Genomic DNA, 20,139 nt, shown 5'->3' on the forward strand with positions numbered 1-20,139 from the left:
CTCCTTTAGTTGAATTTTACATTTTCTGAAAAGTGACTATAACACAATAACACGAATAGTCACTTATGTAAAATTATAAGCTCGGAATGCGCAAGAAATGGCTAGTAGTTTTCGTAGAAGAAATTACGCATACGCTGCAAGGAGTACTCATTTCCTACAAAATAAATCGTATCTCCAACATTAAGTTTGGCATAAGGTCCGGGAGATAGTAGTAATTTTTCATCCTGCAAAAGGGCTACAATCGTTGCGCCTGTAGCTTGCCAGACATTGATTTCTGCGATGGTTTCGCCTAGATGGCGCGCTTCTTTGGTTAAGACAAGTTCATAAGGTATAAACGGATTAAGATCATAAGATTGACGGGTGTGTGCCACGAGCTCATTTAACAACACATTGAATGTCTGCCACTCTTGTTGCTGACGCGCCACACTCTCTTTTAATTTCCCCCGAACATTCTCGATGGTCTCTTTGTCCTGGAATTGACGCACATACTGCGCAGCTTTTTCCTGAGAGGCTACATAAGTGCCACTTCCGTGGTAAGAATCCATGATACCTAGATCGTCCAAAACTTGGACAGCTTTGCGGGCAGTTTCCGGAGAGACGCCGAAAGCTTTGGCCAGTGTTGACCGGGCATGAAGCTTGTCACCTTCTCGGTACGTGCCTTCAGCCACGCGTTGAGCTAATTTTAATGCGATTTGTTGATAAACAGGGCGTTCGATTTTATTTTTCAAATGTAAGACTCCTTTTAATTTTTTGGATACAAAAAAGATTGGCAAACAGAATGAATCGAACTGTTTCCCAATCTATTGATGAGATTCTATTCCTAATCAGTCTATGTGGTAGATTAGGCTTTCGTCAAGTAAAACCTTAGAATGCTGCTGTCCAGCCACCGTCTGCCACAATAATAGCACCGTTGACGAATGATGTATCGTCGGAAGCGAGGAATACCGCCACTGCACCGATATCCTCGGCTTTACCTGTGCTCGGGATGACACCGTGAGCAATTTTTGCCCTGGAGAAACCAAATTCGCTCATATCCGTAATACTGGATCCGATATTGGTATCAACGGCTCCTGGAGCGATTCCGTTTACCCGAATATTTTTTTGTGCATACATAAAAGCTGAATTTTTGGTTAAGGCTACTACCGCGTGTTTGGATGCGCCATAGGCCACACCCGCATGCGCACCGTTCAAGCCACCGGTTGAAATAATATTGATGATGTTGCCTGCTTGATTATTGTCCAACCAGTAATTGATGGCCTCGCGCATGGCTCGCATCACGCCTTTCGTGTTGACTTCAAAAATATGGTCCCACTTTTCATCGGTGATTTCCCCAACAGGTTCAAAGCCATCCATGATTCCAGCATTATTTACCAAAATGTCCAGCGTTCCATATTCTGAAATAGCGGTATCAATCATATGTGTGATGTCATGCGAATTGGAAACATCTGCCTTAACAGCTACTGCCTTCCCACCATTTGCGACGATAGCATCCGTTGCGGTTTGAGCCCCTGCAAGATTGTAATCCGCCAAAACAACCTTTGCCCCTTCTTTGGCATACATTTCAGCGATTGCTTTTCCCATTCCCGACGCCGCTCCTGTGACGACTGCTACTTTTCCAGCTAATTTACCCATCTCAAGTCCTCCTGTCATGTTTTACTAATTATATGATAGCGCTTTTATAGTGAAAATGACAGTTTTTTGTGAATTCCTTCACCAGTATCATGACGTTTTAATTGCGGAAGGGATTGGGTTACCGCTACAATAAACCTAAGAATGGATAAATGGGAGGAAATGAAATGGATCTAAATAAATACAAAGTTGCTCCAGATAAGGCTGTTGATTTGGCAAATATCGGTACCTTTGAAGAAACCGGGTTGAAAGAGGAAGAAGTCAAAGAGAAATTCATTCCTGATAGTATTGACCGGTTGCGTGAGTTGCAGACCAAGCTCTTTGCCGAGGAGAAAAAAGGTATTTTAGTTGTGCTTCAAGCGATCGATGCCGCCGGTAAAGACGAAATCATCACCTTCATTTTTTCACACCTTCTGGCTCAGGGACTGAAAGTAACCTCCGTGAAAGAACCGACGAAAGAAGAAGCTGCCCACGATTTATTTTGGCGCATTCATGATGGACTTCCCGAGCGGGGTCAAGTAGCGATTCTTAACCGTTCTTACTACGAAGATTTGATTCAGCCGATTGTGAGTGATGGTGAGTCCGGCATACCGATGCCTGCATCGGTTGAAGGTAACGAATCCCCTTGGGAAACACGGGCTCGTCACATCAATCAATTTGAAAAATATTTAGTTGAAAATGGTTTTCCAGTCGTAAAAATATTTTTGTCAGTCTCCAAAGAGGAACAACGTAAACGTCTGTTGGAGCGAATGAAAAATGAAGAGAAACATTGGGAGTTCTCCTTTAGCGACATGGTGGACCGTGACAAATGGGATAAATTCCAGGAGGCCTTTGAGAAAATGTTGAATCATACTTCAACACCTTATGCGCCCTGGTATGCCCTTCCAGCTGATAACGAATGGTTCAACCGTTACGTGGCTTCCGAAATCGTGATCGATGTACTTGAAAAAATCGACCCACACTATCCTGTAATGTCCGGTGAAGACAAGCAGAAACTAGAAGAAGCAATTGAGAAACTGGAGAAAGAATAGAAACAAGCCGCACGCTTCATAGATGCGGCTTTCATTGTATTTTATATTTATAAACGCTCCACTTCAGCTTAATTTACATGAATAGCAGATAACTTGCAGAAAGGAGTAATAGGATCCCTGTCATATAACAAGCTTTCGAAGCAGCTTTCGTTGTGTCAGCATACGTGACGGATAAAACTAGCGCTATCATCACCGGCATAACAATATAGACAAGTGTTTGGTAGAGCCAAGCATACATCAAAAAATGAACGGCCCCAGCCGCACTAAAAACAAAAGGTATGAGCGTATAGTTTTTCTTGCGAAAAAATGCCACCAGTAAAGGCAACACCAATAACTGACTCATAGCTACAATAATAACCAAGTCATTCAAAATACCGAGTCCCGGCCTGTCCTTAAAAGCCCCGATGAGGCCCATAAGTAATAGCGCGAACGGCAAAGCCACCATGCCTTGAAAAAGAGTTGCTAACGCAGCTGGTGCAGGTTTTAGTTTCGTCCACAAAACACCGCAAATAATCCAAGTTAATCCATAGGCAAACAGGAATGGCGCACCTCCATAATTCGTTTCTGAAAGTTGTAGCAGTAAATTTCCCATAGTGTCCTCCTAACTTAAGTTGTCCCATTTCCTCACCTTTATCTTACCGGAATTCCCCTGAAAAGAATAATTGCTGAGGCTATTCTCTAGACTTTGAAATCCAAATTTTATACGAATGAAATGATTAAACCATTTGGGCCTTAATTTTTACCCCAAATGGTTTAATTATGGAGAATTAAACCATTTCATCCTAATTTTTTACTTCAAATGGTTTAATTAACCATTATTAGACCATTTTAATCTAAATTTAGTGGGCAAATGGTTTAATTAACCAAAAAAAGCCGGGAAACCCTCCCGGCTCAATACATTATTTGTTCAATGCTTTCTTGGCCAACAAATCCGCCATCTCATTGTACTCTACCCCAGTGTGGGCTTTTTCTTTTTGGAAATGAACCGCGATTTGTGAGGCAAGTTCCTTGAACTGCGCCACATAATCCTTTGAAACAGGTTTGTTTGTTTTCCACATACCCGTCGCCCATTGCTTAATGCCTAAATAATCATAACGAATGTTGATGGCTTTAAATCCCCGGTCAATCGCCCAACGAATGGCAGCCAGCGCGCCGAAAACTTCGCCTGCTATTTGGAAACTTTCCACATAACGGGAATCGTTATCTGATTTGTTAAAGGTTTCTACAATGTCGCCATCCTTAACAATGACCACACCGTAAGCATAGCGCCCACCTAACCTATCAAACGATCCATCCACATAAGCTTCGATCGTATCATCAGCTTGCCAATCGACAGCGGGCTTAGCTGGTGGTTCGATAAAATCACGCGCTTCTTTTTCGGTTGCAAAAGATTTAAACTGCGCCCCCGAAAAACCTGCCACTTGTTTTTGGGCATCCGGCCAAGTCATGTAAATTCCCGGCTGGCGGCCCTTCTTTACTGCATAAAACTTACTCGCCATCTTCTTCTCCTTTTTCCTGGAAAGTTTGCAATTGATACATATCATGGTAAACGCCACGCTCCGCAATCAAACTTTCATGGTTTCCTGCTTCAATAATGCGCCCATGACGCAATACGTAAATCTTGTCCGCATCACGAATTGTGGATAAACGGTGGGCAATGATGATTGTTGTACGCCCTTTTCGCATATTTTGAAGACCTAGCTGGATTTTCTTTTCCGTCTCCGTATCGATGTTCGCGGTCGCTTCATCCAGAATCAAAATCTTCGGATCGCGTAAAATCGTCCGTGCGAAACTCAGTAGCTGTTTCTCACCTGTGGAAAAGGTATTTCCGCCCTCAATCACTTTGGCATCATAGCCACCTTCGAGCTCGGAAATAAAGCCATCCGCGTTAACGAACTCAGCTGCCGCTCGTACTTCTGCTTCGGTATAATCCCCATGCAAACGAATATTATCCGCGATATTACCAAAGAACATGAAACTATCCTGCAGTACCAAGCCCATTTTTTCACGCAAACTCTCCAACGGGATGTCACGAATCGACTTTCCATCCAGTAAAATTTCCCCACGGTGATAATCATAAAAACGCATCAAAACATTAATGATCGAGCTCTTGCCTGAACCCGTTTGACCCACCAAGGCAATGGTTTCCCCTGGATTGGCTGTGATTGAAATGTCGTGCAAGACATCATTTTCGTTATCGTACGAGAATGATAAATCCTTGATTTCGATTTTTCCGTTTGTTATTTGGCCTTCTGCTCCCGTAACTGCTTGCGGTGCATCATCTTCTCGGTCAAGGATAGCCAGTACCCGTGAACCAGAAACCAAACCATCCTGGAAAACACTCAAACTATCAAGCATATTTCCAATTGGATGGAAGAATGATTTTGAGTAGGATGTGAAGGCATAAACGACTCCGACATCGGTAACAGTCATGTCTAAAAATTGAATCCCGAAAACCCATAGGACGATAAACAAAGCGACTGCTTCAATCAAATTCACAGCCGGCATCAACAGTAAAGCGTTCATACGGAACATACTGATCCGCGCTGAAACATACTCCTGATTCACCCCGTCAAACTCTTCCTTCATACGTTTCTCTTGATGAAAGTGTTGAATAATTGCCATACCCGTGATGGACTCGCTCAGTTTGGCATTCACTTGACCAAGTGCTTCCCGCATCCGGCCATAGATGATGGTACTGTACTTTTGATAGAGATACATCAGTACAATCACAATAGGAATAAAGCCCATAAAAATCCAGGCCAAGCGTGCGTTCAACGCAAACATTGCAATCCCGATCGAAACAGCATTTAACAAACCATCCAGGAACGTCAAGAACACGTTCCAGAATTCCTTGATTGTTTCTGTATCATTCGTTACCCGCGAAACAACCGAACCAGTCGGCGTCTGGTCAAAATAACGCATTCCCAGGTGAACAACCTTGTGATAGACCCGGTTCCGCATACTTCCTACGGTTTTTTCCGAAGCAATCTTAAACGCATAATCTTTAATATAAACCAACAGTAATTTTAAAATGACAAAACCCAGATAAAACAAGGAAATCCGTATTGTTATCTCTAGAGTAGCCTCATCAACGGCCAAGTAATTATCAATGTAGCGTTGAATCATCACCGGCAAATAGGCATTGATTGCTGAAACAGCCGTCATACCCAATACCGATAGGGCAAATGGTTGCCAATAATTTTTCGTGAAAGAAAGCAGTCCTTTGAGGATATGCGCTTGTTCATTCATTGTAAAATTTGTTCTTCTCTCAGCCAAGCGTTTCGCCTCCTTGGTCCACTTTTTGTTGCAATTGTTGTTCTTCATACATTTCACTGTACCAGCCTTGATTTGCCAATAGTTGCGCATGTGTACCACGTTCTACTATCCGGCCTTTATCCAAAACAATAATCTCATCGGCATGCATAATTGAACTGATACGATGCGTCGCAATAATTGTTGATTCATTACGACGAATTTCGCGCAAATTATCCAATATGCGTGATTCGGTTTGTGCATCCACCGCAGACAAAGCATCATCCAAAATCAAGAATTCCGCTTGTGTCGCTAATGCCCGTGCAATCGCAATCCGCTGTTTCTGCCCACCCGATAATGAAACCCCACGTTCACCTACTTGCGTATCATAGCCTTCGGGGAATTGCCTGATATCATCGTGAATATCTGCCAATTTCGCAAAATTTTCTACTTCTTCTTGTGTTAACTGTGGGTTAACGAAGCGAATATTTTCACGTACGGTTGTGGAAAACAGAAACGTTCCCTGTGGCACATAACCAAATCCATGTGATACTGCATCCAGACTGTATTGCTTGATATCTTTTTTGTCATAGGAAATTTTTCCGTCATAACCATCATAATCCCTTAACAACAACTTAAAGATTGTACTCTTACCAGAACCGGTATGGCCCACAATCCCCAATGTATTTCCTGAATCCAGATGGAAGTGTGCATTCTCCAAGACAACATTTTTCCCATCCGGGTAAGTAAAGGAATCAATCATAAAATCTATATCCCCTGTGACAGGTGTTGTGATTGGGTTTTTAGCTTCTTTTAAAGCTGAAGTTTGTGATAATAAATCCGTAACCCGATTATAGCTGGCATTCCCACGTTCCAATGTATTCGCAACCCGACCGATTGCCAATAATGGCCAAGTCATCATTGATAAATAACTGAAATAAGCAATCAATTGCCCGATGGAAATCCGGTCAATAGAAATAAAATACGTTCCGAAAAAGAGCGTCAATACATAGGTCAAACCGGTAATCCCCTCGATGATGGGCGAATAAGCGGAATCTACTTGGTAAACAGCTCGGTTCTTCGCAATAACATTATCAATATCAGCTGTGAAGTCATCGTAATGCGCATCTTCTTCACCGAAAGTCTTGATTACTTTCATACCGCCAACACTTTCCTGGACGCGGTTATTCATTTGCGAAAAAGATTCCAACGATTTACGATAGCGTTTGTTGATCGCTTTCCCCATATAACGTGCTGCTACAATCAATAATGGGAACGGCAATGTTGTCAGGAGTGTTAGTTGCCAGTCTACGAAAAAGACCATACTGAATAACGTTGTTCCGCCAATGAAAATGGAGTCTGTGATGGAAAGAATTCCCCCACCCGCTACAAAACGCAATGCTGCCAAGTCATTGGTCGCATGCGCCATCAGGTCACCGGTACGGTACTTATGGAAAAACTGGCTATCCATTTTTGTAAAATGCGAGAACAACCGGTTCCGCATGATGGATTCCAGTAACGTCGAATTACCGAAAATCGCAACCCGCCAACCATAACGTAAGCCATACATGGCAATCGCAAATACCAATATCATCCCTGATTGAAGTGCCAAACTTTGAAAAGTCAAACTACCATTTACCATTTGGTCAATGATACTTCCCAGTACCAACGGTGTAACGGCCGACAGAATAGCCACGGCAATTAAGCCGAACACCCCAAATGCATAACTCTTCCAGCGAAGCTTAAAGAACCAGCCTAATTTTTTTAATATTGCAAACATAATTTCCCCCTCTTACTCACCAAAAGAAACTTTCCAAAGGAGCGGAAAGTTTCCAAGTTAGTACAAAACTTATTTTTGTTTATGATAATTAATGTGGTCATATTTATCCGGTTGTTGCTCGAATTTACGTACGACATACGGACACAAGGGCAGAATTTTTTTACCTTCTTTTTCCATCTCCATCACAAGATGATCTAAGAGTTTCCCTGCAATTCCTTGCCCTTCCAAGTGCTCCGCCACCAAGGTATGATCCGCGATAACGAATTTATCGTTGGCTGGTGAATAAGTAATTTCCGCGACTTGCGTACCATTTTCGTCATTCAGCACATAACCATTTCCAACTTTTAAAAAATCCATCTCGTTAAATCCCTTCTATAATTGACTAATGACAGCTTTTTCTTCTTCCGTCAAAGAAAAATCAAAAATATCAAGATTCTTTTGTTGGCGTCCGGCATTGTGGGATTTAGGTATCACGACTACGCCCCGCTCAATCTGGTAACGCAACGTGACTTGCGCCCATGTTTTTCCGTATTTTTTAGCGATTTCGCCCAATTTATGGCGGGCTTCATCTTTAACACGGGAAAGTGGTCCCCATGCGACCGGAACAACTCCCTTATCTTGACAGAACTCTATTATACCATGATTCCATTTGCCTGGGTGTGATTGAATTTGATTAACTGCGGGTTTGATGCGCGCATGATCAAGAATATATTGCAGTTGCGTTTCATCAAAGTTTGAGACACCAATCGCTCGCAATACGCCTTCATCCACATAGTTTTCCAGTATTTTCCAAACATAAACCATTTCATCCAGGTCTTCCCAAGGATGATGGATAAGATAAAGGTCAATATGGTCCGTTCTCAAGGCATTTAGACTATGCTTGACGGAGTTATGAACAGCTTCATCGGTCCCCACATATTCCGGTTTACCAGGAATTTTTGAGGTCAAGAAAAATTCATCACGATCAATACCACTTTTTGCTACAGCATCTCCTACTACCGTTTCGTTGCGGTAAGAAATAGCAGTATCAATATGACGGTACCCTGCCGCAATTGCGCTATCTAATTCTGTAGTTTCGCCAGTGATGGCGCCATCGTATTTGTTGTTTTCTTTCCCATAAGTATTCGTGCCTGTTCCAATAATCGGCATTTCTACGTCGCCTCTTAATGTAATTGTTTCCATTATCTCGCCTCCAAAAGTCAGATGTTGCTTCCATTATAACATTGACACGGGAATAGCTCATGGATTCTGACTTCCATAAAAACTACTTCATAAATCATTTATAAAAGCAATCAATAGGCTGGACTTTAACTATTTGTTCTAAATACTAGCTTTTAAAGTCATTTTGATGCAGTTTTTATCCAAAAAATCGTGCTAATATATGATGTAAGGACTTTCTAAGGAGGAATAAATTTGAGTCAATTACTTTTGAAACGGGTTACATTATATATCGTTGGTCTCTTTATGCTGGCGATGGGCGTTAGTTTATCTATTTATGCAAATCTAGGTGTATCCCCGGTTTCTTCGCTTTCTTACGCTTTTTCACTCGTTAGTGGCTTGTCAGTGGGAGCAACTACTATTTTTGCTCATGTACTTTTCATCGCTATTCAAATCATTATCATAAAACGTCTGGATTTAAAAAATATTTTCGTACAGCTTGTTATTGCCTTTCTATTCGGTTTCTTTGTAGATACAGCAATGTTCATAGCTACGAACCTGTTCCCTGTCCCATCGACCGTAATCTTGCAATGGTTTTACTTGATTCTGAGCTTGTTCACTGTTGCGTTTGGATTGTTTGGCTATTCAAATGCACAGTTCACGTTGATGCCCTACGATGAACTGACAAAAGTAATCAGTCGTGAATACAAGATGCCCTTTGGTAAAGCTAAAATAACAGGTGATATTTCAAACGTTATTGTTGCGACCATTATTTGTTTAGCCTACCTGGGTTCTTTAGGTTCGATTGGACTCGGAACCATTATTGCTTCCGTATCGATTGGAAAAATCATTGGATGGGTTTCTAAAAATTTCCAAAAATATATGACTGCCTTTTTGCAGGAAGAGGAGTTAGTGTAAAAATTTGTGACGCAAGCCCTTTTGATTCAGGTGCGGCGTTGAGACTGAACAAATTTTTAAACGCCGCATTTTGTGCCTGTAGTGCGGCGATTAAAATTTTTCCAATCGCTAAACGCCCCATTTGAGGTGAAAATGCGGCGTTCGTGGTCCCTATTTTTTCTAATCGCCGCATTTCGCGCAAAAAAGCGGCGTTCCCATAATTTTTTATGCTGAACGCCGCACCTAGGACAAAAAACGACGATTAGCTTTTTATAAAATTGCTAATCGTCGTCCACACTAAAAAAAAGAACCGGTTAAAGTCTATAAAGACTTCAATCGGTTCTTTTCGTCTATTCATTATCTTTCAGACTTAATCTTAATCATTTCATCGGCTACAAATTGGACTTCAGTTCCGACAATAACTTGTAGGTTATGTTCGCCAACTTTGTTCAAACCTGGTACACCAGCTGATTTGATTTTAGCTTCATTGATTTTATCCATGTCTTCAATTTCAAGACGCAGACGTGTTGCACAGTTATCGATTGAACGAACGTTTTCAGGACCACCCAAACCTGCCAAAATAGTTTCGGCTTGTTGATGGAATCGTGCTTCTTTAGAGGAAACTGGTGCTGCTGTTCCCGTTGCGACTGTAGAATCGTCAGCAAATGATTCGCCTTCCAATACCTCATCGCCACGACCTGGTGTCAGCAAATTGAATTTCGTGATCATGAAACGGAACAAGAAGTAGTAAAGTGCTGCAAATACCAAACCTTGTAGCAATAACATAAACGGTTTATTCGCCAGTGGTAGGTTGAAAGATAGAATGTAGTCAACCAAACCTGCTGAGAAACCAAAACCTGCTGTCCATTGGAATGTTGCAGCGATGAACAAGGATATACCTGTCAAAACAGCATGTGCCAGATACAATGCCGGTGCCACGAACATGAATGCAAACTCAAGTGGTTCCGTAACCCCTGTAAAGAATGAAGCGAAGGAAGCAGCTATCATCAAGGATGCTGTGTATTTCTTCTTATCTTCTTTAGCTGTGTGATACATTGCCAACGCTCCAGCTGGCAAACCGAACATCATAACCGGGAAGAACCCAGCTTGATACATACCTGTTACCCCAAGTTCCCCTGTACCAGCCCAGAAGTTACCAATATCATTAATACCAGCAACATCAAACCAGAATACCGAGTTCAAAGCGTGATGCAATCCTGTTGGAATCAACAAACGGTTGAAGAATCCATACAACCCAGCCCCCAGTGCTCCCAATCCGGAGATTGAAGTACCAAAGGTCACAAGTGCATTATATACAGGTGGCCATACAAACATCAATACAAGGGATACTGCCATCATAACGAATGACGTTACAATTGGTACCAGACGTTTGCCACTGAAAAACGCCAATGCTTGCGGTAACGTTACCTTGTGGAATCTGTTATATAAAGCTCCAGCTATCAATCCACAAAGTATCCCGATAAATTGGGTTTGGATTCTACCGAATGACGGATCCACATCTTCTATCGCGATACTTTGTAACATCGAAACGGATGCTGGCGACAAAAGCGTCGTAACAATCTGCCATGCCACCAACCCACTGATTGCGGCTGCGCCATCACGGTCTTTGGCCATACCCAAAGCAACCCCGACAGCAAATAAAATCCCCATATTATCAATAAGTGCTCCACCGGATTTAATTAAAAATGCCGCAACGACACTTTCGCCACCCCAACCGCTAGGGTCAATCCAGTACCCGATTCCCATCAAAATAGCCGCTGCTGGCAATACCGCAACTGGCAACATGAGGGATCTACCTAAACGCTGAAAATAAGTCTTCACTTTTGTTTCCTCCAATCTATTTTATAAAAAAGTGAAACCGATTTCAAAACACGACAAACAAACAATCCTCCTTCCCTTGCATAAGTTAATTTTATCAATAGCGTGTCCGTCTAGTCAACTAATTGACCGACTTTTGTTTATGTGATTTCTGCCAATCAATTCTCTTTAATGTAAAAAGTTCCACGAAAAAGATGCAATGTGTAAGCGTCGGTCCCTAACTCCCTGGCAACAAACCTCTGCACAAAAGCCAGTGGCAAATCATACATTACTGCAATTTCCTTGGCAAAAATAATAGGCTGTTCCTTTAACCAATCTCGCAACGAAGGAACCGGTTTTGGTTTCAGTTCTGTTACACGCAGCGCACGCTTCAATGCCTTCTCATATTCACGGACGCTGAAGTTTCCAACCTTGCGGACTTTCTTACCATCCTTATTGATGAAAATGAGTGCTGGTGTTACGAATGCTCCCAAACTTTTCATCTTTTCGCGGTCCACCCACACTTTCGCTTCATAGTCCTTGGTCAAAGCTTGGGAAACGACTCCCGGATCGATCAATTTTGACAGAACAAAAGCATCGGAAATATTTTGGTTCTGGACGAAGACAGCTTCACGGACCGAACGTAAAAAAAGGTTCGCTTTTTTTGTATCTTTTTCCTGAAGTTTTTTAAAGACTTGGCTTGCCGGAAAGGAGGAGGCGACCGGGTCATCCTGCATGAGAGATCCATCAATCGGCATCCCGCTTGTTTCCGCATACTCACGCCAATGTTCAATCGTGTCTTTTTCCTCATAAATACCATTCCGTTCATCCCCCGGGAACGTTTTCCAAGAAGGCAAAATGCCTCCCATCAACACGTGTAAATCCATATAGTCCCCATACTGAGCGAAAAATCTATTCAATTGTGGTTCTAGCCCCCAGCAATGCGAACAAATCGGATCCGAGATATAATAGACTTTCACTTTTTCATGTACCATGACGGCATCCCCTTTCCACGAAAAAAAGCAAGAGCTCGAGGGTTATTCCCCCGCTGCCATTGCTTTCATTTGTAGTCTCTTGTGTGTCAAAATCCCGACCACTTGATAGACGGTCGCGAAAGTCGGTACTCCCAGGAGCATCCCGGCAAGCCCTCCTAAACCGCCACCGATCGTGATGGCAACCAATACCCATATTCCTGGAATACCGATACTTGTCCCCACCACCCGTGGGTAAATCAAGTTCGTTTCCAACTGCTGCAAAACGATGATAAAAATGATGAACAGCAATGCTTGGGTAATGCTTTGGGAAGCAATCAATAGAAATCCTACTGCTGCACCAATCAACGCCCCAAACAGGGGAATCAACGCAGTGAAACCGATAAAGGTTCCAATCGTTAAAGCAAACGGGAATCGCAACAGCAACATCCCTATGGTGCACAAGCTCCCCAAAATTACTGCCTCAATCGTCTGGCCAACGAAGAAACTTGAAAATGTCTGATTGGTAATCGTCATCAAAACCGCAATGCGCCGATAGGTAGTTGAAGACAAGAATGCTTGTCCCAACGTACTGACTTGATGGAGCAGTCGCTCTTTACCAAACAACACATACAAAGCGAAAGAAAATGCAATAACTAACGAAAACAGGCCACTTGTCGCCCCACCGATGACTTGTACGAACGAAGTCAAAAACTGGCTGACACTGTTTGTAGCGAAATTCAGGATGCGTTGGCTGTAATCATTGAAATCTGCAATCAAATTTTCGCCGAAATAGTTGAAGACTTCTGAGGCTAAGCTGCTATCTTCAATAAAAGTTTGGATTTGGGTCACCAACAACGGCAACCCTCGGATCAGCCCCGTTATAATGGTCGAAACCTGTGGCACAATTAGCTTAATAATTAAATAAATAACCAATCCTATGATGAAAATAGCGGAAACAACACTGAGCGCCCGAGCCAAATAGGTGCTTCTGGCCTGCAGCCTGCGCAAGACCGTGCGCTCCAATCGGACAACAATAATATTCAATAAATAGGCAATCAGCCCACCAAAAATGAGGGGTTCCACCACCGAAATCATCATCCGCACCCAATTGATGATGGTCTCTGAATAATTGTAAACCATCAAGAAAATAAATATGACCAATAAATACATCAGGATTTTAGCATCCAGTTTTTTATTCATAACACACTCCACTTATCACTTAAATTCATCACGCATCAATCCAACCGCGCGACGGGTTTCCTACTTGGATAGATTAACTATAGCAATCAAGCCCTGAGCCGTCAAAGGCTGGACAAAAAAAGTTTCCCCAAGTTACACCGGGGAAACTTTTTGATTAATTTTGTGGTTCCAATTCACTTTCAATAAACCATTTGTGGTTTTTGACGGTTTCACTACCATCTGTTGGCTCATAATCCAGCATATAGACGGTTGTTTCCTCAACCGCATCGATCGTCGCGGTCGCACCTTCCATGCCTTCCATATGGTGTGCTTCCAACTGGACCTCTGAACCGGCTTCCAAAGCTTCGTCTGAGTCTTTTGCTTCGGTTATTTCTTCCTGGACAACCCACCGGTGGTTCTCAACTTTTTCACTGCCATCGGTCGGTTCATATGTAACTTCATAGGCGATCGTATCGAACGATCCGACGATTGTGGCCGTTGCCCCTTCCATCCCGGGCATGTGATCATTCAACAGGGTAACTTTGTCTCCGACCTCATAGGTGGGAGCGGCCGCTTCTTCCAATCCTGCTGGAAGTTCGCCCGAATCATCATGCACCATATCATGACTGGCCATACTGCTTTCAGTCTCCACCATACTACTCTCGGAAACCGTGGTTGAATCTTGGCTCGTTTGTTCGGTTGAACAAGCTGACAGGACGGTAACGGATGTCAGCAATGCCAATAAGGATAATTTCCTTTCCATTACTTTTTCCTCCTTTAATTTGGTGTTTCTAATTTAGATGACAATATCAGTGTAGTTGATTTTGTCCGCCTAATTCAAATGATAACCTTTTTAGCGGTTGATTGAACGTGCCATGCGCGACACAGCATGCCGCTGCCCGCGAATCGCCTTGCTGAGGGCAAAAATATTTTCTACCGGTGCCAGACCACCATAACCCGAATCACCAATATGGTGCATATCCACCCCGCATATCTTGTTGCGGATGGCAATTTCCCGCACCGTTGCCTCATCGGAGCTTTCTTGACTCGTTCCCATTGCGCTGAGGACAAGCCCGCCTTGTTTATGCACTTCCTTGACGATTGCTTTCATATCCGCCTCGTCAAACCCTGGAACCGTCCCTACTGCGGGTGCCAAAATGATGTCCGCACCTGCTGCCAGGAATTTTTGGACATCCACCAGCGTCACCACTGGTTCATTGACACCGGAACTGTGCATCTTCCCGGCAATCACAATGCCCGAGAAATGGGCTTTCGCCAGTTTAATGGCAGCAATAATCTGAGAGTTGCTGACACCAGTCGCCGGATTTCCGGTCAAACAAACGAAATCATAACCATCTGTTTCGATTTTTTTGAAGGCTTCTGCAGTGGCCTGACGTCCTGTTTCAATTTTCAGGGCTTCTTCTGTCATGTCGGCATCCAAGTCAATTGGCTCCAAATTCACACCAATCGGGCAGCCAACAAGGTGATGCAATTTTTCAACGACAGTCCCACCCTCCAGATCCAAAGCAAAAACAAAGGGCTCCAAAACATCCAGCCCGTTCAATAATATCATGTCAGCTCCGAACGCTTTGGCGATTTCCGCATTGGTGACATCGCCGATGAAGGTCTCACGCGTGACAATATTTTCCGACACGATGACCCGACCATCACTCGCCCAGATGCTTTGTTTCAATTCTTCCGTCGACATCGCCATGATTTCCGATGTGTTCGCACTAATCAACCTTTTTACCATCATCATCCCTCATTTCCAATAATTGTGAGTGTACTATCCCAATCTTATCATTTTATCAATAGAACGGGAAAAAGAAAGAAACGCGCTTGGTACACGTCGTTTCTTTCTCCTCAAATTGGCTTGCTTTATTCGACCAGGATTTGTCCCATCATCCCGTTGTCTTCATGTTCCAGGATGTGACAATGCATCATGAAGATACCGGTTTGTTCGAACGTGACCGCGATACGGACCACTTCCCCAGGACTGACAGCGATGGTATCTTTCCAGCCTCTCTCATTCAAAGGCGGAGGATTGCCATCACGGGACAGGACGCGGAACTGAACGCCATGGATATGGAATGGGTGAAGCATGCCGCCCATCATCATCGGTACGTTCGTTACTTCCCAGATTTCGGTCTGCCCCTGTTGCACAGTAAAATCAATCCGTTCCATGTCAAACTGCCGACCGTTTAAGGTTACCATGGGTCCGATACCGGACATTTCTACATACTGATCAGTCTGGCCAGTATCTGCCAACTCCGGCAAATCATTCAGCGCATTTGGCAAGGTCGTTACTTGTCCCTCTTGTTCCCTTCTTATCCGCAGCGAAAGGATTTCAACATTCCCGTCCATCAACAAAAGATTTTCTCCTTCTTGATAAACCTGCATATCCAAAAGAATCTCGGCACGTTCCCCGGGCGAGAGAAACAGTGACTCCAGTTTCACTGCTTCATTCAAAAAACCGCCATCACTGGCAATTTGGAAGAAAGAAGCATTTTCAGAGAGATGGAAGTTATAGTTCCGGGCATTAGACCCATTGACCAAACGGAGACGAATCCATTCATTTTCCACCTCGACATAGGGCTGAATCGTACCGTTCACCATCACGGTATCCCCCGTCGTGCCATTAATGTTGAAAATTTCTTGGTAATTGAATTGATTTTCTTTATCCAGGAAGCGGTCCTGGATGATTAATGGGAAGTCGTTCACTCCGTATTCTGCGGGGAGCTTCAGCCCCGCGGCATGGTCATCATCTATGAACAGCAGACCGGCCAATCCATTGTAGACCTGTTCCGCTGATTTCTCATGGGCGTGGGAATGAAACCAGAGTGTGGCCGCTTCTTGCGTCACGGTAAAATCTATTTCCGCACTCCCACCCGGTTCGATCGGATTATGGGGTCCTCCATCCACATTGGACGGAATCTTCAAGCCATGCCAATGGAAAGTCGTTTCCTCGCGCAGCTCGTTGTTTAAGTTGATATGGACCTTCTGCCCTTCGCGTATGCGCAGGACAGGGCCCAAATAGAAACCGTTGTAGCCGTATGTCCGTGTGAGCGGTCCCTCCCTGAAGGGCGTTTCTCCTTCCTGGGCAGTGACCGTGTAGGAAATCGTGTCGGCTGTTTCATAATCGCTCTCCAGTAATGGTGGGAGGCGCAATCGTGAACGATTGCCTCCATTAGCCATCAACTCTTCAGAGCTTTTATTCTGCCCGATATTTCCCATCCTATCTTCCGATATGTTGCTGTCTCCAGGAAAGGCAATTTTGAAGATGACGGCAACGAGTAATCCCAGTGAAAGCAGCAACGCACCGGAAAGGAGGAGAATAGTGATTAATCGTTTTTTACTCATGAAAATCATCCTTATCTCATTTAGCCCGAAAATCCTCAGATATTCCCGTGATCATCCTCCAGAATCTTCTTGCGACGGAGATACTCTTCTTCTGATATTTCACCTTGTGCATAGCGCTTCCTCAGTATTTCAAGCGCTTCTTGTGTCCCCCGGTCAGAATGGTCTGGCCGGTTAGAGGTTTGGATTTGCCGCACCAAAGCATAAATCAGTAAGCCAATAAGTACTAACAGAAAAAAACCAATGATCCACAACCACGTCATTCCCATACCATCCCGAAAATAATGCATTTTCTATGTCCCCTTCCATGATAAATACCTTCGCACCTGTTTCTGTTCTCTCCCCCATTATACTGCCAACAGTGCAGCATCTGCACTGTTCCAACTCCAAAAATACTTTTATGGGTATTTATTTTATTTTTCACAATGAGATACCTTTAATATCAGTTTTTATAAAACTTTTTTTCACAATAAGCATCCTGAAATCGGCTCAACTGTTGTAAAAACCATCGAAATACCTTGCGGGGTATACAAAAATATTATATACTCTCCTTACAGTCCATTTGGCAAAGCCATTTGTGAGTTTTTAAACAGCGAAAAGGAGAATAACTATATATGTCCAAGAAAATACTGATTATTGGTGGTGTAGCAGGCGGGGCCACAGCAGCTACCAGATTACGCCGTCTCAACGAGGAAGATGAAATCATTTTGTTCGAGAAAGGCGAATACATTTCTTTTGCCAACTGCGGTCTGCCGTACCATATCGGTGGTACCATCAAGGAAAGAGAGAGCCTATTGCTTCAGACCGTTGAAGGAATGGAACAACAATATGCACTTGATATCCGGAATTTTTCTGAAATCACTGCTATTGATCCTAACCAAAAAATGGTGACTGTATATAATCACCAAACTACTGAAACATACACAGAATCTTTTGATAAGCTGATTATTTCAACAGGTGCTAAACCGATCACCCCTGCCATTCCAGGTCTTGAAAAAGCCAAGAATGTCTTCTCTTTACGTAACATTCCAGATATGGATCAAATCAAGCTTTATTTGGAAAAGAATGACATTCAAACAGCGACCATCATCGGTGGTGGATTCATTGGCTTGGAAGTTATGGAGAACTTGAGCGAATTGGGAATTCAAGTTCAATTGGTAGAAATGGCACCACAAGTGATGCCGAATATCGATTTTGAAATGGCACAACAATTACACACGCAAATTGACATGCATGGGGTTAACCTCATCTTGAATGATGGATTAAAAGAAATCCAGGATAATGGGACAAAATTGATTTTAACAAGTGGCAAAGAATTGACGACTGACATGACGGTTCTATCCATTGGGGTTACCCCAGAAAATAGTTTAGCCAAGGCATCTGGTATTGAACTTGGTTTTAAAGGTGCCATCAAAGTAAACGAACAACTTGAAACCAACTTCCCTGATATTTATGCTATTGGCGATGTCATCGAGGTCAAAGACTTTGTGGATCAAAGTCCGACCAATATTCCCTTAGCTTGGCCAGCAAACCGTCAAGGTCGCTTGGTTGCGGATATCATCAATGGGATTCCCGCAGAATATCCCGGCACACAAGGAACGTCCGTTGCCAAAGTTTTTGAATTAACAGCTGCTTCAACCGGTAACAGCGAACGTCTTTTGAAGTCAAAAGGTATTCCTTTTGATGTCATTCATATCCACCCTAATTCACATGCTGGCTATTACCCGGGTGCAAGTCCGATCCATTTGAAATTGCTATTTGGAAAAGACGGCAAAATCCTGGGAGCGCAAGGCGTTGGTTCAGAAGGTGTCGAGAAACGCATTGATGTTATTGCGACGGCGATGAAACTAGGTGCAACAGCCGAGCAATTGGCTGGTTTGGAACTTGCTTATGCACCCCCTTATTCAAGTGCAAAAGATCCCGTTAATATGCTTGGTTATACAGCTGATAATATGCAAAACCACAAAATCGAGACCATACAATGGCATGAAGTCGATGCTTTGTTGGATAAAGACGCCTTTTTCCTCGATGTCCGTGAAGATTTTGAACTTGCTACCGGATCATTACCTAAAGGCGTTCAAATTCCATTAAACCAGTTGCGAAACCGTTTGGAAGAATTACCAAAAGATCAAACGATCTATATCTATTGCCAAGTTGGATTGCGTGGTTACAATGCAGCCCGCGTGCTTATGCACCATGGCTTTACTGTTAAAAATATCGACGGTGGCTACAAGACTTATAAATTCGCTAAATACGCAGTCAAGGAACGTACAGTCAATAAAGCACCTAAAAAAGAGGTTGTGCAAACATTGGATACCAAGAAATTACAAATGATTGAAGTGGATGCATGTGGCTTACAGTGTCCAGGTCCGATATTAAAAGTTAAAGAACAAATGGATAAAATGGAACCCGGTCAAACAATGGTTGTTCAAGCAAGCGACTTCGGCTTCAGCGCTGATATCGAAGCGTGGACAAAAAATACCGGTAATACCCTGGTAACCAATGAAATCCAAGGAAATAAGGTCGTAGCGACTTTGACTAAAGGTCAAGAGGGTTCAGTCTTGCCACAAGAAGGTATTTTAACCGAGACTAAAGACGGGGCAACGATGGTTGTATTCAGCGGGGATTTGGACAAGGCTGTCGCTTCCATGATCATTGCATCTGGCGCCGCAGCAATGGGCAAAAAAGTGACAATCTTCTTCACCTTCTGGGGATTGAGTATTTTGAAAAAACAAAAAATCCAAAAAACAGGCTTGGCGAAACTGTTCGATATCATGTTGCCAAACAACGCTAACAGTCTGCCAATTTCAGCAATGAATATGGGCGGAATGGGCTCAAAAATGATTAAAACGGTCATGAAGCAAAAGAATGTGGATGCTTTACCGGACATGATCGAAAAGGCAAATGAATTAGGCGTTAAATTTATCGCTTGTACCATGAGTATGGATATCATGGGAATTGAAAAAGAAGAATTATTCGATTTTGTCGAATATGGTGGTGTAGCTACTTATCTGGGCGACACTGAAAATGCAAATATGAATCTTTTTATCTAAAGAAAAAG

18 protein-coding genes are annotated in these 20,139 nt (G+C 43.1%); 3 read left to right on the forward strand and 15 right to left on the reverse strand.

Translation table 11 applies throughout. The features are described 5' to 3' along the window. Positions 1-101: 101 nt before the first annotated feature. Positions 102-728: a GntR family transcriptional regulator gene (locus ACTU7M_RS00080; protein ID WP_443472329.1), complete on the reverse strand. Its 627-nt coding sequence runs from the start codon at positions 726-728 to the stop codon at positions 102-104. A 136-nt stretch (positions 729-864) separates the two neighbouring features. Continuing rightward, positions 865-1,632, reverse strand: coding sequence for a glucose 1-dehydrogenase (locus tag ACTU7M_RS00085; protein ID WP_443472330.1), 768 nt, complete (start codon positions 1,630-1,632; stop codon positions 865-867). Between the two features lie 164 nt (positions 1,633-1,796). Here ACTU7M_RS00085 and ACTU7M_RS00090 point away from each other — a divergent pair, with 164 nt between their 5' ends. After that, positions 1,797-2,660 carry a PPK2 family polyphosphate kinase gene (locus ACTU7M_RS00090; protein ID WP_443472331.1) on the forward strand — a complete coding sequence of 288 codons (864 nt, stop codon included), beginning with the start codon at positions 1,797-1,799 and terminating at the stop codon, positions 2,658-2,660. 73 nt (positions 2,661-2,733) lie between these two features. Here the strand turns inward: ACTU7M_RS00090 and ACTU7M_RS00095 are convergent, their stop codons facing one another. The 6 genes from ACTU7M_RS00095 to ACTU7M_RS00120 all read right to left on the reverse strand — a co-directional run bounded on the left by ACTU7M_RS00095 (position 2,734) and on the right by ACTU7M_RS00120 (position 8,877). After that, positions 2,734-3,252 (reverse strand): DUF7010 family protein, encoded by a 519-nt coding sequence (locus ACTU7M_RS00095; protein ID WP_443472332.1) that lies wholly within the window; start codon positions 3,250-3,252, stop codon positions 2,734-2,736. A gap of 307 nt (positions 3,253-3,559) precedes the next feature. After that, complete coding sequence (locus tag ACTU7M_RS00100; protein WP_443472333.1) at positions 3,560-4,159, reverse strand: ribonuclease H1 domain-containing protein; 600 nt, start codon at positions 4,157-4,159, stop codon at positions 3,560-3,562. Continuing rightward, entirely contained in the window at positions 4,149-5,987 is a 1,839-nt protein-coding gene (locus ACTU7M_RS00105) for an ABC transporter ATP-binding protein (protein WP_443472809.1), read from the reverse strand. The genes ACTU7M_RS00100 and ACTU7M_RS00105 overlap by 11 nt, the downstream gene beginning before the upstream one ends. After that, positions 5,932-7,695, reverse strand: a complete 1,764-nt coding sequence (locus ACTU7M_RS00110) for an ABC transporter ATP-binding protein (protein WP_443472334.1) — start codon at positions 7,693-7,695, stop codon at positions 5,932-5,934. Before ACTU7M_RS00110 ends, ACTU7M_RS00105 begins: the two co-directional genes overlap by 56 nt. A 69-nt stretch (positions 7,696-7,764) precedes the next feature. Beyond that, positions 7,765-8,052, reverse strand: a complete 288-nt coding sequence (locus ACTU7M_RS00115) for a GNAT family N-acetyltransferase (RefSeq protein ID WP_443472335.1) — start codon at positions 8,050-8,052, stop codon at positions 7,765-7,767. Between the two features lie 15 nt (positions 8,053-8,067). Continuing rightward, positions 8,068-8,877: an aldo/keto reductase family protein gene (locus tag ACTU7M_RS00120; protein WP_443472336.1), complete on the reverse strand. Its 810-nt coding sequence runs from the start codon at positions 8,875-8,877 to the stop codon at positions 8,068-8,070. Between the two features lie 231 nt (positions 8,878-9,108). Between ACTU7M_RS00120 and ACTU7M_RS00125 the strand changes: the two genes are divergently transcribed. Continuing rightward, the gene (locus tag ACTU7M_RS00125; RefSeq protein WP_443472337.1) at positions 9,109-9,771 is read left to right on the forward strand and encodes a YczE/YyaS/YitT family protein; all 663 of its coding nucleotides are present in this window, start codon (positions 9,109-9,111) and stop codon (positions 9,769-9,771) included. 336 nt (positions 9,772-10,107) lie between these two features. On the opposite strand, the gene nagE is transcribed toward ACTU7M_RS00125, so the two are convergent. The 7 genes from nagE to ACTU7M_RS00160 form a co-directional block, all read right to left on the reverse strand. After that, entirely contained in the window at positions 10,108-11,592 is a 1,485-nt protein-coding gene (gene nagE / locus ACTU7M_RS00130) for an N-acetylglucosamine-specific PTS transporter subunit IIBC (protein WP_443472338.1), read from the reverse strand. 155 nt (positions 11,593-11,747) lie between these two features. Beyond that, on the reverse strand, positions 11,748-12,563 hold the full coding sequence (locus tag ACTU7M_RS00135) for a DsbA family protein (RefSeq protein ID WP_443472339.1): 816 nt from the start codon (positions 12,561-12,563) through the stop codon (positions 11,748-11,750). A gap of 42 nt (positions 12,564-12,605) precedes the next feature. Then, the gene (locus ACTU7M_RS00140; protein ID WP_443472340.1) at positions 12,606-13,742 is read right to left on the reverse strand and encodes an AI-2E family transporter; all 1,137 of its coding nucleotides are present in this window, start codon (positions 13,740-13,742) and stop codon (positions 12,606-12,608) included. A gap of 154 nt (positions 13,743-13,896) precedes the next feature. Beyond that, the gene (locus ACTU7M_RS00145) at positions 13,897-14,484 is read right to left on the reverse strand and encodes a YdhK family protein (protein ID WP_443472341.1); all 588 of its coding nucleotides are present in this window, start codon (positions 14,482-14,484) and stop codon (positions 13,897-13,899) included. 90 nt (positions 14,485-14,574) lie between these two features. Then, positions 14,575-15,474 (reverse strand): DUF7916 family protein, encoded by a 900-nt coding sequence (locus ACTU7M_RS00150; protein ID WP_443472342.1) that lies wholly within the window; start codon positions 15,472-15,474, stop codon positions 14,575-14,577. A 125-nt stretch (positions 15,475-15,599) separates the two neighbouring features. Continuing rightward, positions 15,600-17,081: a multicopper oxidase family protein gene (locus ACTU7M_RS00155; RefSeq protein WP_443472343.1), complete on the reverse strand. Its 1,482-nt coding sequence runs from the start codon at positions 17,079-17,081 to the stop codon at positions 15,600-15,602. A 35-nt stretch (positions 17,082-17,116) separates the two neighbouring features. Further along, positions 17,117-17,368: an SHOCT domain-containing protein gene (locus ACTU7M_RS00160; protein WP_443472344.1), complete on the reverse strand. Its 252-nt coding sequence runs from the start codon at positions 17,366-17,368 to the stop codon at positions 17,117-17,119. A 324-nt stretch (positions 17,369-17,692) separates the two neighbouring features. Between ACTU7M_RS00160 and ACTU7M_RS00165 the strand changes: the two genes are divergently transcribed. Continuing rightward, complete coding sequence (locus ACTU7M_RS00165; RefSeq protein WP_443472345.1) at positions 17,693-20,131, forward strand: FAD-dependent oxidoreductase; 2,439 nt, start codon at positions 17,693-17,695, stop codon at positions 20,129-20,131. Positions 20,132-20,139 lie beyond the last annotated feature (8 nt).

Source organism: Jeotgalibaca sp. A122 (genome assembly GCF_052266715.1).
Classification (GTDB): domain Bacteria; phylum Bacillota; class Bacilli; order Lactobacillales; family Aerococcaceae; genus Jeotgalibaca.